This window comes from Nocardia asteroides (genome assembly GCA_019930625.1).
GTDB classification, from domain to species: Bacteria; Actinomycetota; Actinomycetes; order Mycobacteriales; family Mycobacteriaceae; genus Nocardia; species Nocardia sputi.
Genome location: CP082844.1, coordinates 3,474,180 through 3,498,166, shown reverse-complemented (window position 1 = coordinate 3,498,166; position 23,987 = coordinate 3,474,180). Strand labels below are relative to the sequence as shown.

Genomic DNA, 23,987 nt, shown 5'->3' with positions numbered 1-23,987 from the left:
CAGTCGCTGGAGCCGAGCCGCTGCCCCAGTCCCCGATGCCTCCCCAGCCTTCTTCCCCGGATCGCGGATGGTGCGGCCATCGTGGCGAGACCGGTAGCCCGGTGTGTGGCGGACGACGGCGGGCCGTCGACTGCCCAGCATTGGGCACTCGTCCAGCAAAGTGCGGATTCCCCGCGTATGCTGCCCCTCGACGCCCTTCTTACTCGGGAGTAAGATAGCCTTACTCCCGAGTAAGGTAGCTGGGACGGACCGCACCGAACCCATCCGAGAAAACAGGTGATGATGAGCACTCGAGACAGCGCGACGAAGCGACGTCCGGACACGTCCGCGGTCGGCCTGAACCAACCCAAGCGGGATTGGATGGGCGCGGCGATGCGGGTTATGACGACCCTCACCGGGTCGGAACTCGCCGAGAAATACAACCTGCGCAAGCCGATCGAGCGCGTCACCTACGAGGGCACCAAGACCGGTTTCCGCACACTGGGCGCCGCGACCCGCGCGTTCGCCAGGGTCGCGGGCACCGGCGCGCCGAAGCGCCTGGCCGCCAACGAAGCGAAGAACAAGGATTTCTTCGACCTGACACCCTCTGACGAACAGCAGATGATCGTCGAGACGGTGAAGGAGTTCGCCGCCGAGATCCTGCGCCCGGCCGCCTACGCGGCCGACAACGCCGCCGAGGCCCCCCGCGATCTGCTCGAGCGCGCCGCCGAGCTGGGCATCACCCTGATCAACGTTCCCGAGGAACTCGAGGGTGCGGCCTCGGAGCGCGGCGCGGTGACCAACTCCCTGGTCGCCGAGGCACTCGCGCACGGTGACATGGGTCTGGCCCTGCCCATCCTGGCGCCCAGCGGCGTCGCGGTCGCGCTCGCGCAGTGGGGCAGCGACGCGCAGCAGAAGACCTACCTGCCGTCGTTCACCGGTGAGAACGTGCCGCAGGCCTCGGTCGTGATCAGCGAGCCGCGCGCCCTGTTCGACCCGTTCGCGCTGGAGACCAAGGCGGTGCGCTCGCCGAGCGGCTACCGCATCTCGGGTGTGAAGAGCCTGGTGCCCGCCGCGGCCGACGCCGAGCTGTTCTTGGTCGCCGCCGAGCTCGACGGCCGCCCCGCGCTGTTCATCATCGAGTCGGACGCGCCCGGCCTGGTGGTGGAGGCCGACCCGAGCATGGGTCTGCGCGCCGCCGGCCTGGGCCGGCTGATCCTGGACAACGTCGCTGTCGGCGCCGACGCCATCCTGGGCGACGGTGACGCCACGACCCGCGCCGAGGAGTACGCCGACGCGGTGCGCCTGGCTCGCCTCGGCTGGGCTTCGCTCGCCGCGGGCACCGGCCGGGCCGTGCTGGACTACGTGATCCCGTACGTGAACGAGCGGGAAGCGTTCGGCGAGCCGATCTCGCATCGTCAGGCGGTGGCCTTCATGGTCGCCAACATCGCGATCGAACTCGACGGCCTGCGGCTGGTGACCCTGCGCGGCGCTTCCCGCGCGGAGCAGGGCCTGTCCTTCGGCCGGGAGGCGGCGCTGGCCCGCAAGCTCGCCACCGACAAGGGCATGCAGATCGGCCTCGACGGCGTGCAGCTGCTCGGCGGTCACGGCTTCACGAAGGAACACCCGGTCGAGCGCTGGTACCGCGACCTGCGGGCCATCGGCATCGCCGAAGGTGTCGTGCTCATCTAACCGGCTCGTTCCGTTTTCCAGGAGAACTTCCCCATGATCAACCTCGAACTCCCCAAGAAGCTGCGGGCAAGCGCGAACCAGGCGCACCAGGTCGCGCAGGAGATCTTCCGCCCCATCTCGCGCAAGTACGACCTCGCCGAGCACGAGTACCCGGTCGAGCTGGACACCATGGCCGCCATGGTCGAAGGCCTGGCCGACTCCGGCACCCAGAAGATCGGCGGCGCCGCCGGTGGCCGGTCCGACGACAGCAAGACCGACAGCCATGCCACCGAACTGCTCGGCAACACCAACGGCGGCAACATGTCCGCGCTGCTGAACGCGCTGGAGACCTCCTGGGGCGATGTCGGCCTCATGCTGTCGATCCCGTACCAGGGTCTCGGCAACGCGGCCATCGCCGCCGTCGCCACCGACGAGCAGCTCGAGCGCTTCGGCAAGGTGTGGGCCTCGATGGCGATCACCGAGCCGTCCTTCGGTTCCGACTCCGCCGCCGTGTCCACCACCGCCGTACTCGACGGCGACGAGTGGGTGCTCAATGGCGAGAAGATCTTCGTCACCGCGGGCCAGCGCTCGACCCACATCGTGGTGTGGGCGACGGTCGACAAGAGCCTCGGCCGCGCGGCGATCAAGTCGTTCGTCGTGCCGCGCGACGCTCCCGGGCTCTCGGTGGCGCGGCTCGAGCACAAGCTCGGCATCAAGGCCTCCGACACCGCGGTACTGCTGTTGCAGGACTGCCGCATTCCGAAGGACAACATCCTCGGCAGCCCGGAAGTCAACGTGGAGAAGGGTTTTGCCGGGGTCATGCAGACCTTCGACAACACCCGTCCGCTCGTCGCCGCGATGGCGATCGGCGTCGCACGCGCCGCGCTGGAAGAGCTTCGCTCGATCCTGACGGCCGCGGGCGTGGAGATCTCCTACGACGTCCCGGCCAACAACCAGCACGCCGCCGCCGCCGAATTCCTGCGGATGGAAGCCGATTACGAGGCTGCCTACCTGCTCGCCCTGCGCGCGGCGTGGATGGCCGACAACAAGAAGCCCAACTCGCTCGAGGCCTCCATGTCCAAGGCGAAGGCGGGCCGCACCGGCACCGACGTCACCCTGAAGGCCGTCGAACTGGCCGGCGCCATCGGCTACTCGCAGCGCACGCTGCTGGAGAAGTGGGGCCGTGACTCCAAGATCCTGGATATCTTCGAAGGCACCCAGCAGATCCAGCAACTCATCGTGGCGCGCCGCGTTCTGGGCAAGACCAGCGCAGAGCTGAAATAGGCTGATAGACAACGGAAAATCGGTGCGAGTCCACTCATCTACTCGCACCGGTTTTTCGTGTCCGGGTTCGGCTCATCGGTCTACAGTTCGCTCAGGCCGCCTGTAGGCCGTCATCGCCGGGAAGCTCCCAGATTCGTGCCGCCTGATCCACGGCCTGACGAGCACGCTCATGGCTGGACCCTAAGTTGATAGGGGTCCGGAGCCGGTCTTCGGATGCCTGGGCCGGTGGGGTGTGGCTGATGTGCTGGATGTTGTCGTTGTGGCTTCTTGCGACTTGCCGCCCTGCCGCCCTGGACTCTCCGGCCGCTGATTGAGAGCTGTTGCGGATCGTCGCTGTTTAGGGACCTGCCGGCGGGGTGTCCATGGGCGTGGATTGCGACGACGGGAGTGGATGAGTGGCCGAGCGCCCGGAGATCTGGGTCGGGATCGATGTCGGCAAGCGATCGCATCATGCGTGTGCGGTCGACGCCGCTGGTGAGGTGGTGTTCAGTCAGAGATTCGGCAACGACCAACGCGCGATCGAACAGTTGGTTGCCCGTTCGGGCAGCGCCGCACGAAGCGTGCGGTGGGCGGTCGACTTGACCGGCCCGTTGTCATTGATGCTGCTCACCGTGTTGCTGAACGCTGGTCAGGCAGTTGTTTATGTGCCGGGTAGCGTCGTGAACGCCATGAGTCGCGGGTTCCGCGGCGAGGGAAAGACCGATGCCAGGGATGCACGGGTGATCGCCGAGACCGCCCGCATGCGTAGGGATTTGGCCGAGGTCGCGATGCCCGAAGAGCTTGTGGCCGGGCTGACCCAGCTGACGCGATATCGGGCAGATCTGATGTCGGACTGGGTCGCAGGGGTCAACCGTCTGCGTGCGGTGTTGGGATCGATCTTTCCGGTGCTTGAGGCTGCGTTCGACTATTCCAACCGCGGCCCGCTGATTCTGGTGTCGGCGTTGTGCACCCCGTCCGAGATCATGGCCGCCGGAATTGACGGTGTCACAACTCATTTGAGTCAGAATGGCGTGCGGCCCTCGAGGGTTTCCAAGCTGGCTTCGACTGCCGTGGCCGTCGCGAACGTGCAGGATATCGCAGTGCCGGGCGAGGCAGACGCGGCCGTGCTGGTCAAGCGCATCGCCGGTAAGCTGCTCGATCTGGATCGGGAGATCAAGGACACCGACAAGCTGATCGCGAAGCGGTTTCGCGCTCACCCGTGGGCGCGGATCATCGAGTCCCTGCCCGGAATGGGTGCCGGCCTCGGTGCCGATTTCCTCGTCGAAACCGGCGGCAGCCTGGCAACATTCGGCTCCGCCGGGCGTTTGGCCAGTTATGCCGGTCTGGTCCCGGTACCGCGTGACTCCGGTCGCGTCAGCGGGAATCTGCGGCGCCCGACGCGTTACAACCGCCGCATGCGCCGCGTGTTCTACCTCGCAGCGTTATCAAGCCTGCGCGTGGAAAACGGCCCGTCACGGCAGTTCTACGACCGAAAGCGCGCCGAACGACGGATCCACCCCCAAGCACTGATGGCGCTGGCCCGCCGCCTGGTCGACGTGCTGTGGGCATTGCTACGCGACGGACGAGAATTCGTGCTCGATTCACCGAATCCCGTCGCTGCTGCGGCTTGACAAGATCATTGAGAGTCGGAAGCAGGTGCGTATAGACGCGGAGAGTGAAGCCAGGGACCTCGTGTCCGAGGTAGTCAGCCAACTCTTCGACCGACAGGCCCCGCGACAGCAGCTTGGACGCGTACAGGTACCGGAGCCCGGAGTGAATCCCGTCGGCTCGGTTCTGGTAGTCCAATCCCGCTTTGCCGAACGCTGGCTTCCACACGATCTCGCCTGAACAGATTCCCGTTCATCGCGCTGCCTCGCTCGCTGACGAGCAGCAGCCGGACCGTGACCGGATCACCATCGGCCGAGCCCCACGGCAGCGTGACCGAACCGAGTCTCGCCAGAGAAGCTCGCGTCGGGAAGCCAGGCGTCGCCGGTGAAGGTCGTTCCGATGAACCTGGCCACGCGTGAATCTCCCCGGTCGTGACTCCCCTGGCACACACGCCGACCACCGCCTCGTCGAACCCGGCCGCACGATCGCCTGGGGCCTGTCTGGGAAGAGTCCGCTGAGCTGCCGCAAATGAGGTATCAGGTGGTCGGTGCGCTCGATCCCCGCCAACGAGGGCTTGACAGATCCATCAACTGCAGTACGTTTCGGAGACACACAATGATGTGTGTGGAGGAGTAATCGCTCATGACCACTCAGTCACTCGGCCACGTAACTGTCCTCAACGGCAGTAGCCTGTTCAGGCCGATCGCGGAGTGCCTGGCTGGAGAACTGGTACGGCGGGGCTCGGCCCGGATCGACCCCCCGCGGGAGATGGAAGCGGACGAATACGCTGCCTTCAGCCCGGATTCAGCCCGGACTACGACCAGGATGAGCCTGTACACCTTGAACGACCCTGCCATCGAGGACGCAGTCTTCAGGCGTATGTCCAGCTGTCGTATCTGCGGCAGCGGCAAAACACTGCTGTCCTTTTTTGTCGCGCTAGGTAAGGCGAAAGAACAAATAGCGGAATCAAGGGCCACAGGCTCGGTGGAAGCGACTGACGCCACGGACCGAGTGTCGTGCCTCGGGTGTGGTGCCGAACCTGCTCTGCTGTCTGTTGTCCGGGCTCTCATCGCCGACACCGCATGGTTCGAGGATGCTCAACTCACGGCCCGAGCACTCACACGGGCCGAGCGCCCCGGCACAGCGCGCGGAATCGCCCGTGTTTCCCGACTCGCCGATTTCGCTGCGGGCGACGGCCGCATAGACTCGAAGTCCCTCCCTTTCTTGACCGGAAAAGGGGAGCCGGCGGCCTACCGCGAGAGGTACGATGAGTATCGAAAATATCTGGCGGCCAATGGTTTTCCGGGAGACGATTCAGCCGCGACGACCCGTCATTACTACCTGCTGAACGGCGGTGTCAGATACGGGCGGGAAGGTGCACTGGCCGGTGCGCGTTTGATGACTGCGGCAACTGCACACGACGGCGTCGAAGTGTCCGAAGCGGACATCCCGTTCCATGAACACCGTGCCGCAGAGACTCTGGACGCCACGACGGCTCCGACGAAACTCATGCTCGTTTGCTGGATCGTCAGGGCTGCGATCTGGGCCGCTGTAGTCAGGAATGCGAACACTGGGTCGCTCTCCTCCGCGAAGGAAAGGCCCCGACCGTACAACCGTGAACTCGAAGCCTTCAGTAGCGTTCGCCGCCTGACCTTTTCCATGCCGTACCACTGGCGAACAGTGCCCCATCGGACCGATGACAATCTGCCGGAAAGCAGCGTCGACCCCACCGCGGCCGGAACCTGTGCTCGGTGTGTCGCCGTTCTGGACGCGCTGTCGTACTGGCAGAACGATCTGAGCGGCTGCTATGTGGATCTGCTTACACCACCCAGCGAGCTGAATGAACTCGTGTTCAGACGGATCGTGCGGCCAAGGGGAGAGACGATCACCTTCGCCCGTGAACTCGCCCACTGCTGGGACACGGTGACCTCGTGCCCGTGTGAGAAGGACGTCGACTGGAATGACGCGGTTTTCCTCACCGCAGGCTCGGCCGCATTCTGCTGGCTGGACCCCCGATACTGCGCCACCCTCAACGCGCATCGGGCGAACAACGCGTTCTCGGACTACGTGACGGTCCCCGAGAGAGGGTACAGCATCAGCTATCTCGTAGCTTCGGGGACCAGGAGGATCTGGCCCTATGGGCCTGGCCAGGACACCGACGAAGGGGTCAGAAGGAGTGTCGTCGCAGCACTCGAGCGCGCCTACGCAGGAATCGAATATCAGCGGGAAAAGCTTCCGGAATGCGTGGACGCCTATGAATTGTTCCTGCGTGTACAGGATCCGGGTTCCACGGCTCACCCCGAAATCGACGCACTCCTGCATGAACTGGCCGACACCGTGGGGTACGTGTACGGCCTCGTCCGCACAGGCCTGCGGGAATGCCGAGGAGCTGGCTGCACAACCTGTCTCGAGCTGGATCAACAAACGATCATAGCCGGTGGAAAATCCGAGATGACGCTTATGAAGATCGCCGCCACCGAGGAGAGGCGCACTGGAGACCGGGTGGTGGCAATGTACAGCGGTATTTTGGGCTGGTTATTCGAGTACGTAGGGCAAATGACCCACAGATCGTTGGCTACGGTGCTCGCACCGTAGCCCGCTTTATGCTTAGGAGGCCGACAGTGGGCGCATCCGGCACAGCCTCGCCTGATTCTGCCAATATGGCTGGAGCTAAGGAGCACCGTGCGATCCCGCGCGCGCCGGGCAGGATCCCGCTGATCGGCCACTTACGTCCGCTGCTCCGTGATCCATGGACCTTTCTGGCCTCCTTACCGAAACTCGACAGTGGTCTGGTCCGTGTCCAATTCGGACCTGTCACCGTCGTCGTTGTCTGCGACCTCGAACTGACCAATCAAGTGCTGCGCCAGGATCGAGTATTCGACAAAGGCGGGCCGTTATTCGATGTTGCCCGCACGATGTTCAGAGACAACGTACTCACCGTGCAGCATGATTCGCACCGCCGGTATCGCCGGTTGATCCAGCCGAGTTTCCACCACGGGCGATTGCCCAATTATGCGGACGTTATGAGCCGGGAGATCAGTGCCGTCACCACGCAATGGCAGGACGGCGCTTACGTCGATATACTGTCCGAATCACTGCGAATCACCGCGCGCACGTTTTTGGCGACTATGTACTCCGGTGCATTGCCACCCATGGTGCTGGATCGCACGCTGGCCGATATGACCATCCTCATCGGGGATATATATCGGCAATTGCTGACACCGGGGCCGCTGCGCAGGCTGCCGACACCAGCGAATCGGCGATATCAGCGGGCCCGCGCGGGTTTTCGTGCGACCATGAATACCGTCCTGGCGCAGCGCCGCGCTGATGATGTCGACCGCGGTGACCTGTTGTCCACGTTGCGGGCAGCGGCGGGCGAAGACGAACCGCTGACCGACGCCGAGATCTGCGACCAACTCACCATCTTCTTCGTGGCGGGGACCGAGACCACCGCGAGCGCCTTGGCGTGGTCTCTGCACCTCGTTGCCCTGCATCCGGATATCGAGCAACGGCTGCACACCGAGGTGGACCGAGTTCTGCAAGGGGACGCGGCGCAGTTCGGGCATTTGCCAGCCCTCCAACTCACCCGACATGTAGTGACAGAAGCGCTGCGCCTGTACACGCCGGGCTGGCTACTCACTCGTACGATTACGACGGACACCCAACTCGGTGGTTACGCACTGCCCCGCGGTACTGCATTGGTCGTCAGCCCCTATCTCATCCACCACCGTGAAGATCTGTACGCCGACCCGGAAAAGTTTGATCCCGACCGTTGGGACACTCCAGGCAGAATTGGCGTCAGTGGCGCATTTCTCCCCTTCGGCAGAGGACCTCGCGGGTGTGTAGGCGAATCTTTCGCGCTGACGCAAGCAACGCTGGCTTTGGCTACCATCATCGCTCGCTGGCGGCTACGCCATCGCACCGGCGCAAACGTTCGTCCGGCAATCTCAGCAGCTCTTGCGCCCAAGGGTCTGCACATGCAGGTCGCCACCCGTGTTCGAGGACGATCTCGCTGACCTCAGCCGCACACACTCATCGAGCTGTTGCGGGTCCCGAACACCCGATGTCGGCCACCGCGCGATTCATTGGTTCGATCTTCGGGCCGACACCGGTTTCGTGTTTTCGACGGGGAGGACGTCGTGCGTCCCCGCCACACTCGGCGCGGCCCCGCTCCTCCCAACGCACCCTGGTTGCGCCGCGACGAGAACTCCACATGGGCAGTTGATAGACGTTGCCAGCAACATTTTTCGACGCCAGCACAGGTATGGACCTGGGACCGGATGGCCCGTAGCCTTCGCACCCATGTGGAGCATCGTGCCTATCTCGATCGTCAGTTGTTTCGTGATCGCCGCCGGATTCGCGTGGGGGCTGCCCAAGGATTGAGGTGCCGTCGCGAACCCTCCGAGTGATCAGTCCTGCGGGGTCATGTCTCGGCGAGCGAGCCGGCGAGCGGTGAGATCGGCCGTCCACAGGGGCTGGAGCATATGCCAGTCGGCTGGGTGCGCGGCGATACCCGCGGCGAATCGGTCGGCCAGCGCCTGCGTGGTCGAGTGCACGCCACCGCTGGTGTCGATGGGGGAATCCACGTGGAATCCCCAGCCGTCAGGGGTGTACCAGCAATGCACGGGAAGCAGCGGCGCGCCGGTGTCGATGGCCAGCCGCGCCGGGCCGGCCGGCAGCCGAGCGGGTTCACCGAAGAAGGTGACCGGTACACCGGCGCCGGACAAGTCGCGTTCACCCAGCAGCCCGACTATCCTTCCCTGCCGGATTCGGGCGACCAATTGCGGGAACGGTGGCTCCGCGCCGCCGGTGAGCGGGATGATCTCGAATCCCAGGCCTTCGCGAAAGCGGACGAAGCGCTGGAACAACGATTCCGGGGCGAGTCGCTCCGCCACGACCGTCGGCGAGCCCACGCGCTGCACCAGCCACACTCCCGCGAGGTCCCAATTGCCGCTGTGCGGCAGGGCGAGCACCGCACCGGTGCCGCGTTCGACCGCCCGGTGGATGTGTTCCAGCCCGGTGGCCGAGGATTCGATGACGTCGGCGAGTCGCACCGGGTCCATCGACGGCAGCCGAAAGGCTTCGCGCCAGTAACGGGCGTAGGACCGCAGGCTGGCACGGATCAATGTGTGCGGGACCTCCGCCGGTGGAACACCGAGTACCCTGGACAGGTTGCGGCGCAACTGGTTCGGTCCACCATTCCGGGCCGCGCGGTCGGCTCCCGCTTCGAAGAGGCGGACAGCCAGTGGTTCCGGCAGAGCGCGCACCAGCCGCCAGCCGGCGGCGTAACCGAGATCCCATGCCCGGGCGGCCGGATGCACCGCTTGCCTACCGGCTTCGACCGGCGTCTTCGTCGGTCGCCACCGAAGGCGTTGTGGTGACGGCGTCACTGAATACAGGCAGACGAACCGCCTCGGGGTGCGGCGCGCCGACATCGACCGGCTCACTGGGATGGCTGAACAAGTCAGGTGCGGGCTGGTTACTTCGATGCATTTCTCGGATTCTCCGCTCACTCGCGATCGATGACGCCCGATTGGATGGCTTGCCGTATGGACCGGTCTAGCCGCCGCCGCAGATTCGGCGGCCGCCTCGAAAGTCCCACACTACCCTCGATCGGACCATACGGAACGGTCGTATCGGAGAAATGCCCCCTTGACAAGCACGCCGCTGCGTCGACGAGTCAACGACATGATCACGCCATTCGGCGCTTACCCCCTGGACAGGCGCGCATCGAGCGGGCAGCCTGACGCCCTGTCGCTGGATCGACGAATCAGTGGACGTATGCACTCGAGCTGCACCAGCACCGGCTTCCGTCGTCCCGGGAGCCGGAGCTTTCGGTTTGTCGGAGGTCAGGTACTTCCGTAGCTTGTGGATTCGTGAGTCTGGAAGACCGAGTCGCCGAATTGGAATGGCGGCTCAGCGCACTGGAAGAAGCGGTATGGCCGGAGAACCTCCCGCCGGAGACCGATCATCATTGGGCGGTGACGCGCCTGCGGGAGGAGTTCGCGGCAGCCGACGAGCCCAACGGCGGTGTCGTCTTCGCGGGCACGGTCCGCCTGCCCAACGACCAGCAGCGTGAGTGGCAGGCCCGGTTCACCACCGGCGACCTCATCGAGGACGACTGGGCCGAGACCGCGGAATGCCTTGCCGCGCTGGGCAGTCCGGTGCGGCTGCGCCTGCTGCGCGAGATCATGGGCGGGCGCAGAACGGCCGCCGAGCTGGCCGGAGTGGAAGGGGTCGGCACCTCCGGCCAGATCTATCACCACCTGCGTCAACTGGCGGCGGTCGGCTGGCTGCACACCGCGGGCCGCGGGCGATTCGAGGTCCCCGCCGCCCGGGTGGTACCCCTACTGGTCGCCCTGGCCAGCGCCCGGCGCTGAGTCCGGCGCCGCTGCGGCCGCGACATACCCGGCGGTGGCGAGCAGTCCGCCGATCTGCTCGTAGGTCGCCCGCTCGCGGGGCGCGATCGTCGCCAGGCCGTCCACGTAGCGGTTGAACATGCAGAACGCCGCGGCGATGAGGACCGCGTCGTGGATGTCCTCGTCCTTCGCGCCCGCGGCACGTGCGTGCTCGATGTCCTCCCCGGTCACGTCGAGCCCCGACCGGCGCACCTTGTCCGCGATCCGGAGCAGCGCACGAAGTTTCGCACCGATCGCGGCGGAGTCCACGTCCTCGATCACCGCGTCGATCAGCTCGCGCCCGCCGTCCACCAGCGCCGCCGCGGTCGCGGCATGCGACTGCGTGCAGAAGTAGGTCTCGTTGCGCGAAGAGACGTACGCGGCAATGGTTTCGCGCTCGCCCGGGGTCAGCGGCGAGGGCCCGCGCAACAGCGTCTGGGCGAACTCGCTCAGCGCCGTGCCGGTCGCCGGTTTGAATGCGAACAGACCCCGGATGCCGGGCAGATCGCCGGGGACGTCGATGAACGGCGCGCGGTCTTTCGGATCGGGCATATGACCGCATCTCCCTTCGAGCGGTTTCGAGACGTTGCGAGGGTAGCGCTACCGGCCGGTAGCCGCGTGTGAAAAAGGCGTAATCGGGTCACGGACCGGCCTCACCTGCGGCGACGCAACCCAACCGAGACTGGTTTGTCCGCTTTTGTTGTGACCTGCCACACTCCCCACTGCTACGGTGGCGGTCAACACGCCGTATTGGTTCGCTAGGTCGAGTACCGACGCGAGGGTTTTTGTGGAGGTTTGTTCGACATGAAGCTGGCCCACACGCTGGAATTTGTGAAGGCGCTAGGGGTGCTGCGGAGCGCGGGCGTCAGTGACCCCAAAAAACCGCTGGAAACGCTGCGGACGATGAAGGAGTCCAAGATCCTCGGCCCGCAGGCCACCCTGATCCGGCACTCCGCGCGGGTGGCGCCGGACGCGCCCGGTCTCGCCGACGAGGCGGGCACCCTGACCTATCGCGAGCTGGACGAGCAGTCGACCGCGATCGCGCGCGGCCTGCAGGCGGCGGGCATCAGCGAGGGCACGGTGATCGGCGTGCTGGCGCGTGACCACCGCGGGCTGATCCTGTCCATGGCCGCCGCGGGCAAGCTCGGCGTGCGCGTGGCGCTGATGAACACCGGGTTCGCCAAGCCGCAGTTCGCCGAGGTGTGCGCCCGCGAGAAGGTCAAGGCGGTGCTGCACGACAGCGAGTTCCTCGGCCTGCTCGACGCCCTTCCCGCTGATCTGCCCCGCTATCTGACCTGGGTCGACGAGGGCACCGCACTGCCCGCGGGCGCGCAGACGCTCGACGACCTCATCGCGGCCAACTCGACCGAACCGTTGCCGGCTCCCAGCAAACCGGGCGGCTTCATCATCCTGACCAGCGGCACCACCGGCTTGCCGAAGGGTGCGCCGCGCACCAAGGTCACCCCGCTGTCCACCGCCCAGTTCGTCGACCGCATTCCCTTCCCGCAGCGCGGCACCCAGGTGATCGTGTCGCCGATCTTCCACAGCACCGGTCTGGCCACCTGGCTGGTCGGCGCGGCTTTGGCCAACAAAGTGGTGGTGCGCCGCCGCTTCGACGCCGAGGCGACGCTGCAGATGATCGCCGACCACCAGGCCGACATGCTGGTGGCGGTGCCGACGATGCTGCACCGGATGGTGGAGCTCGATCCGGCGATCCGGGCGAAGTACGACCTCTCGTCGCTGAAGGTGATCATGCTGGCCGGCTCCGCGCTGTCGCCCGAGCTCACCATCAAGGCCACCGAGGCGTTCGGGCCGGTGCTCTACAACCTCTACGGCTCCACCGAGTGCGCCGTCGCGACCGTGGCGAACCCCGAGGACCTCGCCCTGGCGCCCGGCACCGTCGGACGTCCGCCGATCACCTGCGAGGTGCGGCTCTACGACGACAACGACCAGCAGGTCACCGCGATCAACACCACCGGCCGCATCTTCATCCGCAGCGGAGCTCCCTTCGAGGGTTACACCGACGGCCGCACCAAGCAGGTCATCGACGGCTTCATGTCCAGCGGCGACGTCGGCCACTTCGACGAGAACGGGCTGCTGATGGTGGACGGCCGCGACGACGACATGATCGTCTCCGGCGGCGAGAACGTTTTCCCGCAGGAGGTGGAGAACCTGCTGCTGGAGCGGCCCGACGTCTTCGACGTGGCCGTGGTCGGCGTGGACGACCCGGAGTTCGGAAAGCGGCTGCGCGCCTTCGTCGTCCCGGAACCGGGCCAGGCGCCGGACGGCGAGGAGATCAAGGCGTACGTCAAGAACAACCTGGCGCGCTACAAGGTGCCGCGCGAGGTGGTCTTCCTCGACGACCTGCCGCGCAACGCAACCGGCAAACTGCTGCGCCGCGTGTTGGTGGACTACGAGGTCCAGGCCTGATCCGCAGCGGGCCGGGCGACCACGCCCGGCCCGCTACCGACCGGTAGCGACCGCTGAGATACATGACACATCCGGTTACACGAGCTTGCTACTGTTAGCGCCAGCACTGGGTACCGAAATCGCGGTTCGCACCACCCGGAGGACCACCGGGTGGCACCGCCGGAAGGTTGTCGTCGATGTCTCTTTCCCTCCCCGCGTTGGCCGGTAGCGCCCGTAAGGCGGGCGATCTGGCCCTTGGCGTGAACGTGATGGTCAAGCGGCGGCTGTTCAATCCGCTGCGCCCCGACCACGCCGCCCGGTCGGCGTTCAACGTTCTGAAGTTCGGTCCGTTCGCGGGCGTCGTCATGCACGCCGCGCAGACCAGGCCGCACGCCGCGGCCATCGTCGACGAGCGCGGCGAGCTGACCTTCGGCCAGCTCAACGAACAGTCCAACGCCCTCGCTCGCGGGTTGCAGAGCAAAGGCATCAATCCCGGTGACGTGGTGGCGATCCTGGCGCGCGACCACCGCGGCATGGTGCTGAGCCTGCTGGCCACCGGCAAACTCGGCGTGCGCGGGGTGCTGATGAACACCGGGTTCGCCAAGCCGCAGTTCGCCGACGTCGCCGAGCGTGAGCAGGTCAAGGCGGTGCTGCACGACAGCGAGTTCTTCGACCTGATGAGCGCCATTCCCGCCGCGATTCCGCGCATCCTCACCTGGGTGGACGAGAAGGACGACGCCGATCCCGCGATCCCGACCATCGACTCGATGATCGAAGGACAATCCGGCGCTCCGCTTCCCGCACCCGCGAAGCCGGGCGGCATAGTCATCCTGACCAGTGGCACCACCGGCACCCCCAAGGGCGCGCCGCGCGATCGCGTGAGTCCGTTCGCCTCGGCTCAATTCGTCGACCGGGTGCCGCTGCCCGACAACGGCACCATGATCATGGCGGCGCCGATCTTCCACGGCACCGGCCTGTCGCAGTTCACCCTCGGGCTCGCGCTCGGCAACCGGGTGGTCTTCCAGCAGCGCCGCTTCAACCCCGAGCAGACTCTGGCGAATATCGCGAAGTACCGGGCGGATTCGCTGGTCGTGGTCCCGACCATGCTGCAACGCATGCTGGACCTGGACGAGAACGTGCTCGCCGAGTACGACGTCAGCAGCATCAAGGTGATCTTCGCGGCGGGCTCGGCCATCGCACCGGACGTAGTGACCCGCGCACTGGACCACTTCAACGACAGCCTCTACAACCTCTACGGCTCCACCGAGTGCGCCGTCATGACGGTCGCGACGCCCGAGGATCTGCGGAAGGCGCCCACCACCGCCGGTAAGGCTCCGGTCGGCATCCGGATCGTGCTGCTGGACGAGAACCGCAAGCCGATCACCGAGCCGAACGTCACCGGAACGATCTTCGTGGACAACGGTTTCGCCTTCACCGGCTACACCGACGGCCGCACCAAAGAGGTCGTCGACGGCATGATGAACAGCGGCGACGTCGGCCACTTCGACGCCGACGGTCTGCTCTACATCGACGGGCGCGACGACGACATGATCGTCTCCGGCGGCGAGAACGTCTTCCCCCTGGAGGTCGAGAACCTCATCGCGGGCCGCGAGGACATCTTCGAGGCCGCCGTCGTCGGCGTGGACGATCGCGAGTTCGGCAAACGGCTGCGCGCCTTCGTCGTCCCCGGACCGGACAGCAAGCGCGACCCGCAGGAGATCAAGGACTACGTCAAGGCCAACCTCGCCCGCTACAAGGTCCCGCGCGAGGTGATCTTCCTCGACGAGCTGCCCCGCAACGCGACCGGCAAGCTGCTGCGCAAGCCGCTGATCGAGATGGAGGTGGACGCGGGCTGATCCGCGTCCACGGCTTCCGGGCGGCGTGGTTCTCGCCCGCCCGGAAGACCGAAGTAACTCCACCTCGAATGTGCACGTCGCCGCGAGTTTCGGCCGAGCCGACTCGGTCCGTCGGGTGCAATCGGTCGGCTATCATCAGCGGGTGAGTTACGAGTTCGACCGGTCTGCCGCGGGACGTCGCGGCGCCGTCGCGCGGGTGCGCGGTGGTTCGGCCGGTGCGATCTCAGGAGCGATTTCCGTCGCGGCGCACGGCTGGGCCTCCGGCGGCATGCTGCCCGACACCACCGCATTGGCGCTGCTTGCCGCCGCGTCCGCCGTGATCGGCGCGCTGGTGGCGGGCGCGGCTCCGCTGCGCGACACCTCGGCCGGGCTGGTCGCGGCGCTGGTAGCCGGTCAGCTACTGGGGCACTTCACCATGGGCATCGGCTCGGGACATCTGCACCACGGTGACGCGCAGCTGACCCCGGCCATGATCACCGCGCATGTGTTCGCGGCATGCGCCGCCGCCATCGTGATCCGCGGCGCGGAGGCCGCCTACCGGATCGGCACCGCGGTGTTGCACCGCGTTCTTCCGGTGCGCCACGTCCCGCCCGTCGTCGTGGTTCGAGCTCCACTGCGGACCACCCATCGCGATCGGGTCGTCCTGCGGCTGTTCACCACCGACGGGCTGCGTACTCGCGCCCCGCCGCTCACGGTCGTCGTCTGAACCTTTCCCACACCCGGGGCATGGAGCAACTGTGGCGTGAGTGTCGCTCACGGCCATGGTCGCACCGTGCAGCACGGCGTAGCCTCGCACTCTCGTGCCCACGCCTGAGCGTGCCGACACGCGACGCCGTCGCCCGGTCGCAAGCCATTCTTCCGCGCACCGCGGCGAGATCGCGCTTTCCCGAGTGCGCCCGTTCGCCGTCGACCAGGCCAGTCGTCGCACATGGTTGAACGACGATCGGGCCACGAGGCATGCGCTCTTGCCGAAACGGCTTCGAGCCGACGTCAACCGGGAGAACCGCCTGCGACCGGCGTCCGGGTTCCCGCCGTCAGAAACGAAACGACCGTGAATACAACAGAAACAATCACTGCCGACGCCGACTTACCGGAGCCGTCGGACTCCCCCGGCCCACGCCGGTCCACCGCGCGCAACAGCCTGACCGCGCTGGCCGGACGGCTGCACTTCTACGCGGGGGTGTTCGTCGGGCCGTTCATTCTCATCGCGGCCGTCACCGGCGCGCTCTACGCGATATCGCCGACGATCGAATCGATCGTGTCGCGCGACCTGCTGACCGTCACGCAGACGGGAACGCCGAAACCGCTGTCGGAGCAGGTCGGCGCGGCCGTCGCCACCCGACCGAACCTGCCACTCGTCGCCGTAGCCCCGGCCGCGGACGCCGAAGGCACCACGCGCGTGCTGTTCGATGACCCGACGCTGGGCGAATCCGAGCGGCGGGCGGTATTCGTCAACCCGTATACCGCTCAGCCGGTGGGCGATGCCGTCGTATACGGCAGTTCGGGGGCGCTGCCGCTGCGCACCTGGATCGATCAGTTGCATAGGGATCTGCACCTGGGCGACACCGGCCGGCTCTACAGCGAGCTCGCCGCGTCCTGGCTGTGGATCGTCGGGTTGGCCGGTCTGGTCCTCTGGGTACGCCGAGTGCGGGCCCGACGCGCCCGCAACGGCTGGGGCTGGCTGCTGGCGGCCGACCGTACGCAGCGCGCGAGGGGGCGCACCCTGAACTGGCACGGTGCGGTCGGCATATGGGTGCTGCCTTTGGCATTGCTGCTGTCCGCGACCGGTATGACCTGGTCGACCTATGCGGGCGAGAACATCACCGAACTGCGTGAGCAGCTCAGCTGGACCACGCCCGCGGTCAGCACCGCACTCCCCGGAGCCGCTGCGCAAGAGCATGATCCCGGCTCCGACCACCACGGCGGCGGCCACGCGGCGCACACGCCGTCCGACCCCACCGAACAGATCACCCGACTGGATCGGGTGTACGCGACCGCGCGCTCCGAAGGCATCACCCAGGCAGCCGAGATCGCCGTGCCCGCCGCGCCGGACAAGGCATTCGCGGTGAAGGAACGACGGATGCCCGGCACCTACACCGTCGACTCGGTGGCCGTCGACGGTGCGAGCGGCGCGGTCACCGACCGTCTGGCCTATGCCGATTGGCCGCTGATGGCCAAGCTCACCAATTGGGGCATCCAGTTCCACATGGGCCTGATGTTCGGGCTGCTCAATCAGTTGCTGCTGCTCGCGGCGATGATCGGCCTGATCACGGTGATCGTGCGCGGCTACCTGATGTGGTGGCGCAGGCGCCCGACTCGCGACGCCGGACGATTCGCCATCGGCCGGGCTCCGCGGCGGGGCGCGTTGCGCACGACCCCGCTGGGGGTGATCGCGCCACTGCTGGCCGCCGCGTTGGTGATCGGCTGGTTCGTCCCGCTGGTCGGGTTGAGCCTGCTCGCCTTCCTCGTGATCGACGTGCTGATCGGCGTCGCCGGACGGGTGCGCGCCACCTCGTAATTCCCATACCCCGGGGCTAAAGCCCGTCACTCAACGACCTATCGAATGTCACCGGTATGGCCGTCGTACAGCCATGCCTCGAAGACCAAGGATTTCCATGCAGATCACGAAACTCGCCCTGGCCGCCGCAGTCACCACCGCGGCGCTGAGCATCGCCGCGGGCACGAGTTCCGCCACCCCCGCAGCGCCCGCCGACGCCACCTCCGTCGAGACCGCTCCCGCCGACCCCGCAGCTGCCGACCCTGCGCCCGCCGAAACCTCGCCCGGCGACACGGAGTCGGTCGATACGGAGTCGGTCGGCTTCACCGCGTACGCCACCGAGACCTCGAGCATCATCACCACCGATTCCGGCTCGCTGGTCGTCGAGGACGGTGCGTTGAAGATCAAAGCCGCCGACGGCGCCGTCATCGCGGGAGCGCCCTTGACCTTCCGCGTCGACGACTTCGAATTCCCCATCGCCGCCGAGATTTCCGAACGCACCGCGACGTTGACCCCACAGTTCGACTTGGCACACGCGACCTACAAGCCGGTAGCCCTGCCCTTCGAGGACAAAGCGCCGTGGAAGACCGAATACGACCGTGAACAGGCGGCCTGGACCCGGATGACCAGCACGATCGGCATGGGCGCCAGCATCGGCACCCTGGTCGGCGGCATCGGCGGCGCCTCGGTCGGTTGCATCCTGGGCGGCATCGCGGGAGCGACCATCGCCGCGGCCACCATCGTCGGCATGTTCGGCCCGTTCATCCCGGCCGCCGCCGTCGGCTGCCTCGGCGGCATCGTCGCGGTCGGCGCCCTCGGCACGGTCGCGGGCCAGATACTGGTGACGGCCCCCGTCGCCATCGGCGCGGCGATCATGTACTTCAGCACGATCAACGCACCGTTCAAAGGGCAATGAACTGCTGCGCAGACAGTCCTGAAGCTTACTGTCGACCAGGAACTTTGCAGATAGAGTGAGCTGGTCACGGCGGCTCCGGTTCAGGGGATTCCAACCTGCACCGGAGCCGCACTCGCACCGATAGGGAGTTGGCGAAGGACCGCCAGGCGCCGACGCACCCAACGGTCCAACTGTGAGCCGATCGAGCGCGAACGGTTACTGTTCGCGAGCTACTCCGCGCGAGCGGTCGGGTCCTTGCCCAGTGCCGCCACGCTCAACGCTCGGCGCGTGACCTGGCGGCTGTCTCACCGCCGCTTGTGGGTGCGTTGCTTGCCCCAACCACACGAGTCTTTCCACCTCCGACAGACGCCTCTTTTCGTCGAGCTCTTTCAATGCCGCGTTTCGCGCGTGATCTTGGGCCTTGATGGCAGCCTCACGTTCTTTCTCGGCTGCCGCGTGTGCCACTGTCATGCCGGTATGTGTCGCCGGGCAAGCGGCGGGCGGAGGCCGGGTGTCGCCTCATCGCTCTATATACAGCCACTCACAGGGCAACCGGGGCAGCTGATCAGTTGCGCCGCCGGCGACGGCTACGCCGTCGGTGCAACGGTGGATGCTTTCGTCTTGCACGAACACCAGGGCCGCAGTCAGGCACGCCGCGTAATGCAGGTTGCGGCCCCGTATTCGCACGATCAGGTGCACGTCTGGCTCGTGCGGCAGGGGTGAGGTCATGCCGTGCAAGCAGTGGTGAGGCTCCGCTGTGTCGGGTTGCATGAGGGCCTTCCATGAAGGGTTCACCCTGGCGTGAATGCCGCTGTGGTGCAGAGAATTCGACGGTTCGGGGGAAGGCTGGCGGGCGGGCTCGGTTCGGCACACCGATGTGGAGTCCCGTCCGCGCAGCCTTCCCCCCGTGTGCTCGGGCACGTGCCTACGTCCCCTGCGGCGCAAAGGGGGACCAGAGGACGGCAATTGGTGCGGGGCGGTCTGGGTGGTTCAGGTGCTGTTGAGGTGCTGGCCGATGATCTCGGGAATCAACAGGTCCAGAAGGGTGATGTCATCGGCGGCCGAGATGTTGTCGAGGATCGGATCGAGTACCGGGGCGGCATACAGCCGTCCGGTGTGCGGCCCGGCGGCGGTGCGGGCACTGCTGATCAGTTCGAAGACCACCATCGCGATCACACGAACACGGATGGTGTCGCTCATCCCGTCCCGCACGGCTTCCGCAGTGGCGGTCACAAGCGTGCCGATCACGTCGGTGAGGACGTCGAGTTCAGCTGCGGATCGCTCGGCGTCCCGGTCACCGATCATCGAGCGGCCTGCGGTGGTGGGACAGGCTGGGCAGCGAGGTCGAGATCGCGGACGTGGTCGAACACGACGCGGATACCGATCCATGGCATTTCCGGCCTCTGGGGGCCATGGCCATCGGGGAGTCGTGGTGGGCCATGCGGCCGTGGACGATCTTCACCATCTGTCCGAAACAATGAGTGGAAGGGCACTTCACCGACAACACCTCGCCGGTCTCCTGGTGGAAGGTGAACAAGCCGCATTGTTCGACGGTGATCCACGGCCCACACGCCGGACCGCACCCGTACGGCACCACAGGGTTGGCGTGTTCAGGCATAGACCATCACCCCCCGTCGCTGCCGGGTGTGCTGGGCGGCGCACTCCCGGATCGCCTCGACCACAACCCACCCTGGCGGCCGATAGGAATCGTGGGGAGGCTGCACCCACGCCCGGAACAAGCCGGGGCGCTGTCCGGGACCGGGTAACGCGATCTCTCCGGCACGGAGGATAGAGACACCCAGCCGCGACATCTCCGCGAACAATCGAATGTCCTCCGGCAGGTCCGCCCCGGTGAGGAACGTCCAGCGCTGCGCACGCGGATGCGTCAGCACCGGTCCGGACAGCTGGCCCGTGCGGTGCATCCACGCTTTGACTTCCGAGCCGATGAACGCGGGCATCATCAACCCACACACCCGCCCCGCGCGTAGCGTGATCCGGCCTAGATGCGGTGGGTGGACTTCGGCGGGCAGGTCACACACTGCCGGTAGAAGTGGCACAACGACAACGGTGTACGCCCAGCATGTTTCGATGAATCCACAATCGGCTCTCCTGCTCGATGCACTGGTGTGCACCCGACGCCGAGGCCCAACCGCCAGCCGCCCATTCTGGGACGACCAGCAGGGCCGGGATGAGGAACCAGCAGCACCCGGCGTCGGGGCTGAATCGAGCGTCACACACGGAGATCGGATTGTGCAGTGGCACAGAGGGGTGGCATCGCGCGATGGATCACTCGATGCCTGCACTACGAGGGCTGCCAATAGTGGCATTGGTAGTGGCACTTGGGGTTGTGGCTGCGGTTGATCCTTCCGCGCGCTGCTGAATCGGGAGATGATCGGCCTATGGGTGTGGGCGAGTTGATCCGTGAACTTCGGAAGGCGCGGGGATGGTCGCAAGGCAGGTTGGCGGACGAACTGGCCGCCCACTCGGGGGCGAGTAGCTCTCGGGAGTACATCTCGAGGCGTGGCCACTTCTGGATCGAATCTCGGGGAAGCACGCCAACCCGACAACGCCTGACGTCTCGTACGCGTACTACATGAGTGATTGGCTCACCGGTCTCCTGACGAGCAAGAGTCTGGAAATGGCAGGCGAGACGCGCGCGGCGGTCGAGACAATCGAAGCATCGATCGATCACATCCCCGAGACTGACGTGCGAGACCGTGCGCTCGCTTTGCTCCACCTGACAAAACTGACTGTCCGGGAGGACCTTGATCGGGCATGCCGGGCAGCGGAACGTGCTGTTGGACTGTCGAAGATCAACACATCGCCACGCCTGCGGGAGGTTTACCTCAACACACGTGCCACGCTCGCACCATGGGCACGATCGAGTGCGGTGCGCCGATTGGATTCGATAGCGGCTGACGTGTTGTAGAGGCTGCGCTTTCAGGCGCACAGCATCGATGGGCACAACTGGGACAACAGACTCGGTGCCGCGTCGCGTGCGACGACGAACGCCTCACCAACACCCACCGCGTCCCCTCCGGCGCAGGCCGCGCCAGGCCCTCCACCAAGCACTTGTGTCAACGTCGGTCGAATCGTGGATCTGGCACGGATTTCGTGATTCGGTCGGTACGGATTCATCAGTCGCGCAACAGGATCGCTTCCGAAGGAGGCCTGTTTTGCGGGCCCGTACATCTGGCGTTGATCATCTTGATGCGGTCGACATGCTTGGCCGGTGATTGCTCGGGCGGATTCGCTGGTTTGAGGCATGCCGTTCACCAGGGTCCTGGCCCGAATAGAATCGGTGGAGGGGGATCGTTCGGTGCTTGCTGAGCTATGAAGTCGGTGAGGTCGTCGAGGCGGCAGACTTTGACTGCATATATTTCGCGGCCCCATGAACCAGTGACAGGGTCGGGCTCGTGGGGGTCGTCAGGCGGAGGCCAGAACGAATACACCAACGGGCAACGTCGCGGTCCTTCTCCTGAGTAGTCGCCGGTCGCCATCGCGACGTGCTCGCCTCGGCCCCACACCACTAGGTCGCCACGAACGGGCTGGGGTACGGCCAGGTTCCCGGGGAGGTACTCGTGCCGCTCCCGAGGAAATAGCTTGGAGACAAAATCCCTACCAGGCACTTTGTCGGTGAAAAAGCGTAGTTGCTGCTTCGACATGATGCCGAGCCGGGCAGCCACCCAATGGGATAGCTCCCAGCAGCACAGTGCTGATTCTGCATGTAACTCGGGGATCGGTCTGTCCGATTCATCTCGGTACCAAGCCTCGAACTCACGTTTCGGCCGGTCTGCGGGGTGGAAGACCGCCCACCGCGCGCGAACACCCGCGGCTCGCATGCGGTCGAATTCATCGGCGATGGCCTCGCCGTTGGCTGCGGTCGTGCGACCCGGGGGAACCGACTGCGCAGACGCGATGGCGACGGGTTCAACCGGCGTATCCAGTTGATTCAGCCGAGACTGCTCGTCGACGCGGATGTCGGCGACCACGGTTGACTTCATCACTCCGGCAGTTTCGCTGATGAACCGAGCAGCGGTGCGGCCGGCGCCTTGAAGAGAGTCATCGATTCGATTGCGGACCTGCGCCATAACACCGCCGTAGTCGTAACGCAGCAAACAGACTCCCTACTCGTCGTGGAACGTCAGTGGTAATCGCGGTCAGACTTGGGCTTGACTTCCAGTATCGCCTCCTATGCGGACAACTCCACGCCGAGGATCCATTCGACCTCACCGATCGAGTCGGTCTGACCCTGCCCTGGAGCAGCGGGCCTGCATAGGGCATGTCAACCGCATCAGGAGGATCGACGGTGGCGGCCCGTGCGAAGCATCGAACGGTTCTTCGGGCAATACCGAGCCGAGCGCCGATCGACCGCACACTCACGCCGTCGGCGAGGAGTGCGTGGACCGTAGCGTAACGTGCGTCGGTCCGCACGGTCCGCTTGTCCGTCCGGTCTGCCGGTGGCGCAACCACGTCGGGAATGACCGGGGTGGCGCCGATCCGCGCCCTCTGAATCGGTGTCGGTGATGGTGTCGAGGCAGTCTCGGTATGGGGTCGCCAGGTACGGATCGGGCAGCGTCCGGATCTGCCGCAGCGGGCCAACGTGCCGCATCCTTTCGTGTTCCTCGCACACGTCACGGCGTGTGCGAGGCACGCGATCTCGCGAAGAACGCTTATTTCGGCAGGGCGGTGATGCATTCGTACATATGGCCGTCGAAGGAGGACATGGGCGCGACGCTCCACAGCATTCCGGTTGCTTCCAAGCTCGGTGTGTAGATTTCGCTGCCGGTGCTGTTGAAGTAGCCGAAGGAGCTTCCGCTGAACTTCTTGTCCGACGTGTTCAGGTATTCCGACATCGTGTCCACGAACGCGGCGAAGCGCGCGGCGTCGGTGGATTCCTGCTCCGCTACCGCGGCGGCGTTCTGCGACCAGTCGTCGTATTGCTCCATCAGCGAGCCGGCAGGCGCCGGTGTGCCGGAGGGGAACGCGATGGCCTCGTAGATGCGAGACCGGTCTGTGAAGCCCGACAGCGTCCAATAGATCGAAGACGCGTCGCCACGATCGATACTGTCGACATCCGTCATGTGGCAGACGCCGTAGGCGTGGACGTCCAGTCGCAGGCCGAGGTTGCTCAACCAGCTCGGTAGCGCCTCCTCGAACCGGCTCAGACAGTCCTCGTCGTCGTTGCCGTTCTCTTCCGCCTGGGTGGCGGCCATCAAGCAGGCGAGCTGGTACGCGCCGTACGCGTCACCCCGGCCTCCGTTGGTGGCCGGTAGGCGACTTCTCAGCGCCTCGGGGTTCTGCATTTCCTTTCGGGTGGGCATCTCGAAGATCTCGACCTTCTTCATTTCGGACCCTCCTCTGCTCGCTGTTCTCGGGCATTGGCCACAACGAAAGCGTCATAGCCGCAG

18 protein-coding genes are annotated in these 23,987 nt (G+C 65.9%); 12 read left to right on the top strand and 6 right to left on the bottom strand.

The window, feature by feature from the left end:
* Positions 1 to 279: 279 nt before the first annotated feature.
* The 5 genes from K8O92_15940 (at position 280) to K8O92_15920 (ending at position 8,537) form a co-directional block, all read left to right on the top strand.
* Positions 280 to 1,671 (top strand): acyl-CoA dehydrogenase family protein, encoded by a 1,392-nt coding sequence (locus tag K8O92_15940; protein ID UAK35174.1) that lies wholly within the window; start codon positions 280 to 282, stop codon positions 1,669 to 1,671.
* A 33-nt stretch (positions 1,672 to 1,704) separates the two neighbouring features.
* Positions 1,705 to 2,934, top strand: a complete 1,230-nt coding sequence (locus K8O92_15935) for an acyl-CoA dehydrogenase family protein (GenBank protein UAK35173.1) — start codon at positions 1,705 to 1,707, stop codon at positions 2,932 to 2,934.
* Positions 2,935 to 3,329: 395 nt separating this feature from the next.
* A complete protein-coding gene (locus K8O92_15930) occupies positions 3,330 to 4,544 on the top strand; it encodes an IS110 family transposase (protein ID UAK35172.1) in 1,215 nt (404 codons plus the stop codon).
* 619 nt (positions 4,545 to 5,163) lie between these two features.
* Entirely contained in the window at positions 5,164 to 7,116 is a 1,953-nt protein-coding gene (locus K8O92_15925; protein UAK35171.1) for a hypothetical protein, read from the top strand.
* Between the two features lie 65 nt (positions 7,117 to 7,181).
* Positions 7,182 to 8,537 (top strand): cytochrome P450, encoded by a 1,356-nt coding sequence (locus K8O92_15920; GenBank protein ID UAK35170.1) that lies wholly within the window; start codon positions 7,182 to 7,184, stop codon positions 8,535 to 8,537.
* A 393-nt stretch (positions 8,538 to 8,930) separates the two neighbouring features.
* Here the strand turns inward: K8O92_15920 and K8O92_15915 are convergent, their stop codons facing one another.
* Positions 8,931 to 9,956, bottom strand: coding sequence for a phosphatidylinositol mannoside acyltransferase (locus tag K8O92_15915; GenBank protein UAK35169.1), 1,026 nt, complete (start codon positions 9,954 to 9,956; stop codon positions 8,931 to 8,933).
* Between the two features lie 441 nt (positions 9,957 to 10,397).
* Here K8O92_15915 and K8O92_15910 point away from each other — a divergent pair, with 441 nt between their 5' ends.
* Positions 10,398 to 10,901: a winged helix-turn-helix domain-containing protein gene (locus K8O92_15910; protein ID UAK35168.1), complete on the top strand. Its 504-nt coding sequence runs from the start codon at positions 10,398 to 10,400 to the stop codon at positions 10,899 to 10,901.
* Here K8O92_15910 and K8O92_15905 read toward each other — a convergent pair.
* Positions 10,869 to 11,471: a carboxymuconolactone decarboxylase family protein gene (locus tag K8O92_15905; protein ID UAK35167.1), complete on the bottom strand. Its 603-nt coding sequence runs from the start codon at positions 11,469 to 11,471 to the stop codon at positions 10,869 to 10,871. The two genes, K8O92_15910 and K8O92_15905, sit on opposite strands and share 33 nt — an antisense overlap.
* 252 nt (positions 11,472 to 11,723) lie before the next feature.
* Here K8O92_15905 and K8O92_15900 point away from each other — a divergent pair, with 252 nt between their 5' ends.
* The 5 genes from K8O92_15900 to K8O92_15880 all read left to right on the top strand — a co-directional run bounded on the left by K8O92_15900 (position 11,724) and on the right by K8O92_15880 (position 18,597).
* Complete coding sequence (locus K8O92_15900; GenBank protein UAK35166.1) at positions 11,724 to 13,349, top strand: acyl-CoA synthetase; 1,626 nt, start codon at positions 11,724 to 11,726, stop codon at positions 13,347 to 13,349.
* A gap of 176 nt (positions 13,350 to 13,525) precedes the next feature.
* A complete protein-coding gene (locus tag K8O92_15895) occupies positions 13,526 to 15,184 on the top strand; it encodes an acyl-CoA synthetase (protein UAK35165.1) in 1,659 nt (552 codons plus the stop codon).
* A gap of 115 nt (positions 15,185 to 15,299) precedes the next feature.
* Positions 15,300 to 15,890, top strand: a complete 591-nt coding sequence (locus tag K8O92_15890; protein UAK35735.1) for a hypothetical protein — start codon at positions 15,300 to 15,302, stop codon at positions 15,888 to 15,890.
* 222 nt (positions 15,891 to 16,112) lie between these two features.
* A complete protein-coding gene (locus K8O92_15885) occupies positions 16,113 to 17,702 on the top strand; it encodes a PepSY domain-containing protein (GenBank protein UAK35164.1) in 1,590 nt (529 codons plus the stop codon).
* Between the two features lie 97 nt (positions 17,703 to 17,799).
* On the top strand, positions 17,800 to 18,597 hold the full coding sequence (locus K8O92_15880) for a hypothetical protein (GenBank protein ID UAK35163.1): 798 nt from the start codon (positions 17,800 to 17,802) through the stop codon (positions 18,595 to 18,597).
* Positions 18,598 to 19,566: 969 nt separating this feature from the next.
* Here the strand turns inward: K8O92_15880 and K8O92_15875 are convergent.
* Both K8O92_15875 and K8O92_15870 read right to left on the bottom strand, forming a co-directional pair.
* A complete protein-coding gene (locus K8O92_15875; GenBank protein ID UAK35162.1) occupies positions 19,567 to 19,881 on the bottom strand; it encodes a hypothetical protein in 315 nt (104 codons plus the stop codon).
* A gap of 305 nt (positions 19,882 to 20,186) precedes the next feature.
* Entirely contained in the window at positions 20,187 to 20,633 is a 447-nt protein-coding gene (locus tag K8O92_15870) for a DNA-directed RNA polymerase subunit beta (GenBank protein UAK35161.1), read from the bottom strand.
* A 536-nt stretch (positions 20,634 to 21,169) separates the two neighbouring features.
* Between K8O92_15870 and K8O92_15865 the strand changes: the two genes are divergently transcribed.
* Complete coding sequence (locus tag K8O92_15865) at positions 21,170 to 21,505, top strand: hypothetical protein (GenBank protein UAK35160.1); 336 nt, start codon at positions 21,170 to 21,172, stop codon at positions 21,503 to 21,505.
* A 343-nt stretch (positions 21,506 to 21,848) separates the two neighbouring features.
* Here K8O92_15865 and K8O92_15860 read toward each other — a convergent pair whose 3' ends face one another.
* Positions 21,849 to 22,694 (bottom strand): hypothetical protein, encoded by an 846-nt coding sequence (locus tag K8O92_15860; GenBank protein UAK35159.1) that lies wholly within the window; start codon positions 22,692 to 22,694, stop codon positions 21,849 to 21,851.
* A gap of 555 nt (positions 22,695 to 23,249) precedes the next feature.
* Positions 23,250 to 23,924 carry a hypothetical protein gene (locus tag K8O92_15855; protein UAK35158.1) on the bottom strand — a complete coding sequence of 225 codons (675 nt, stop codon included), beginning with the start codon at positions 23,922 to 23,924 and terminating at the stop codon, positions 23,250 to 23,252.
* Positions 23,925 to 23,987: the final 63 nt, after the last annotated feature.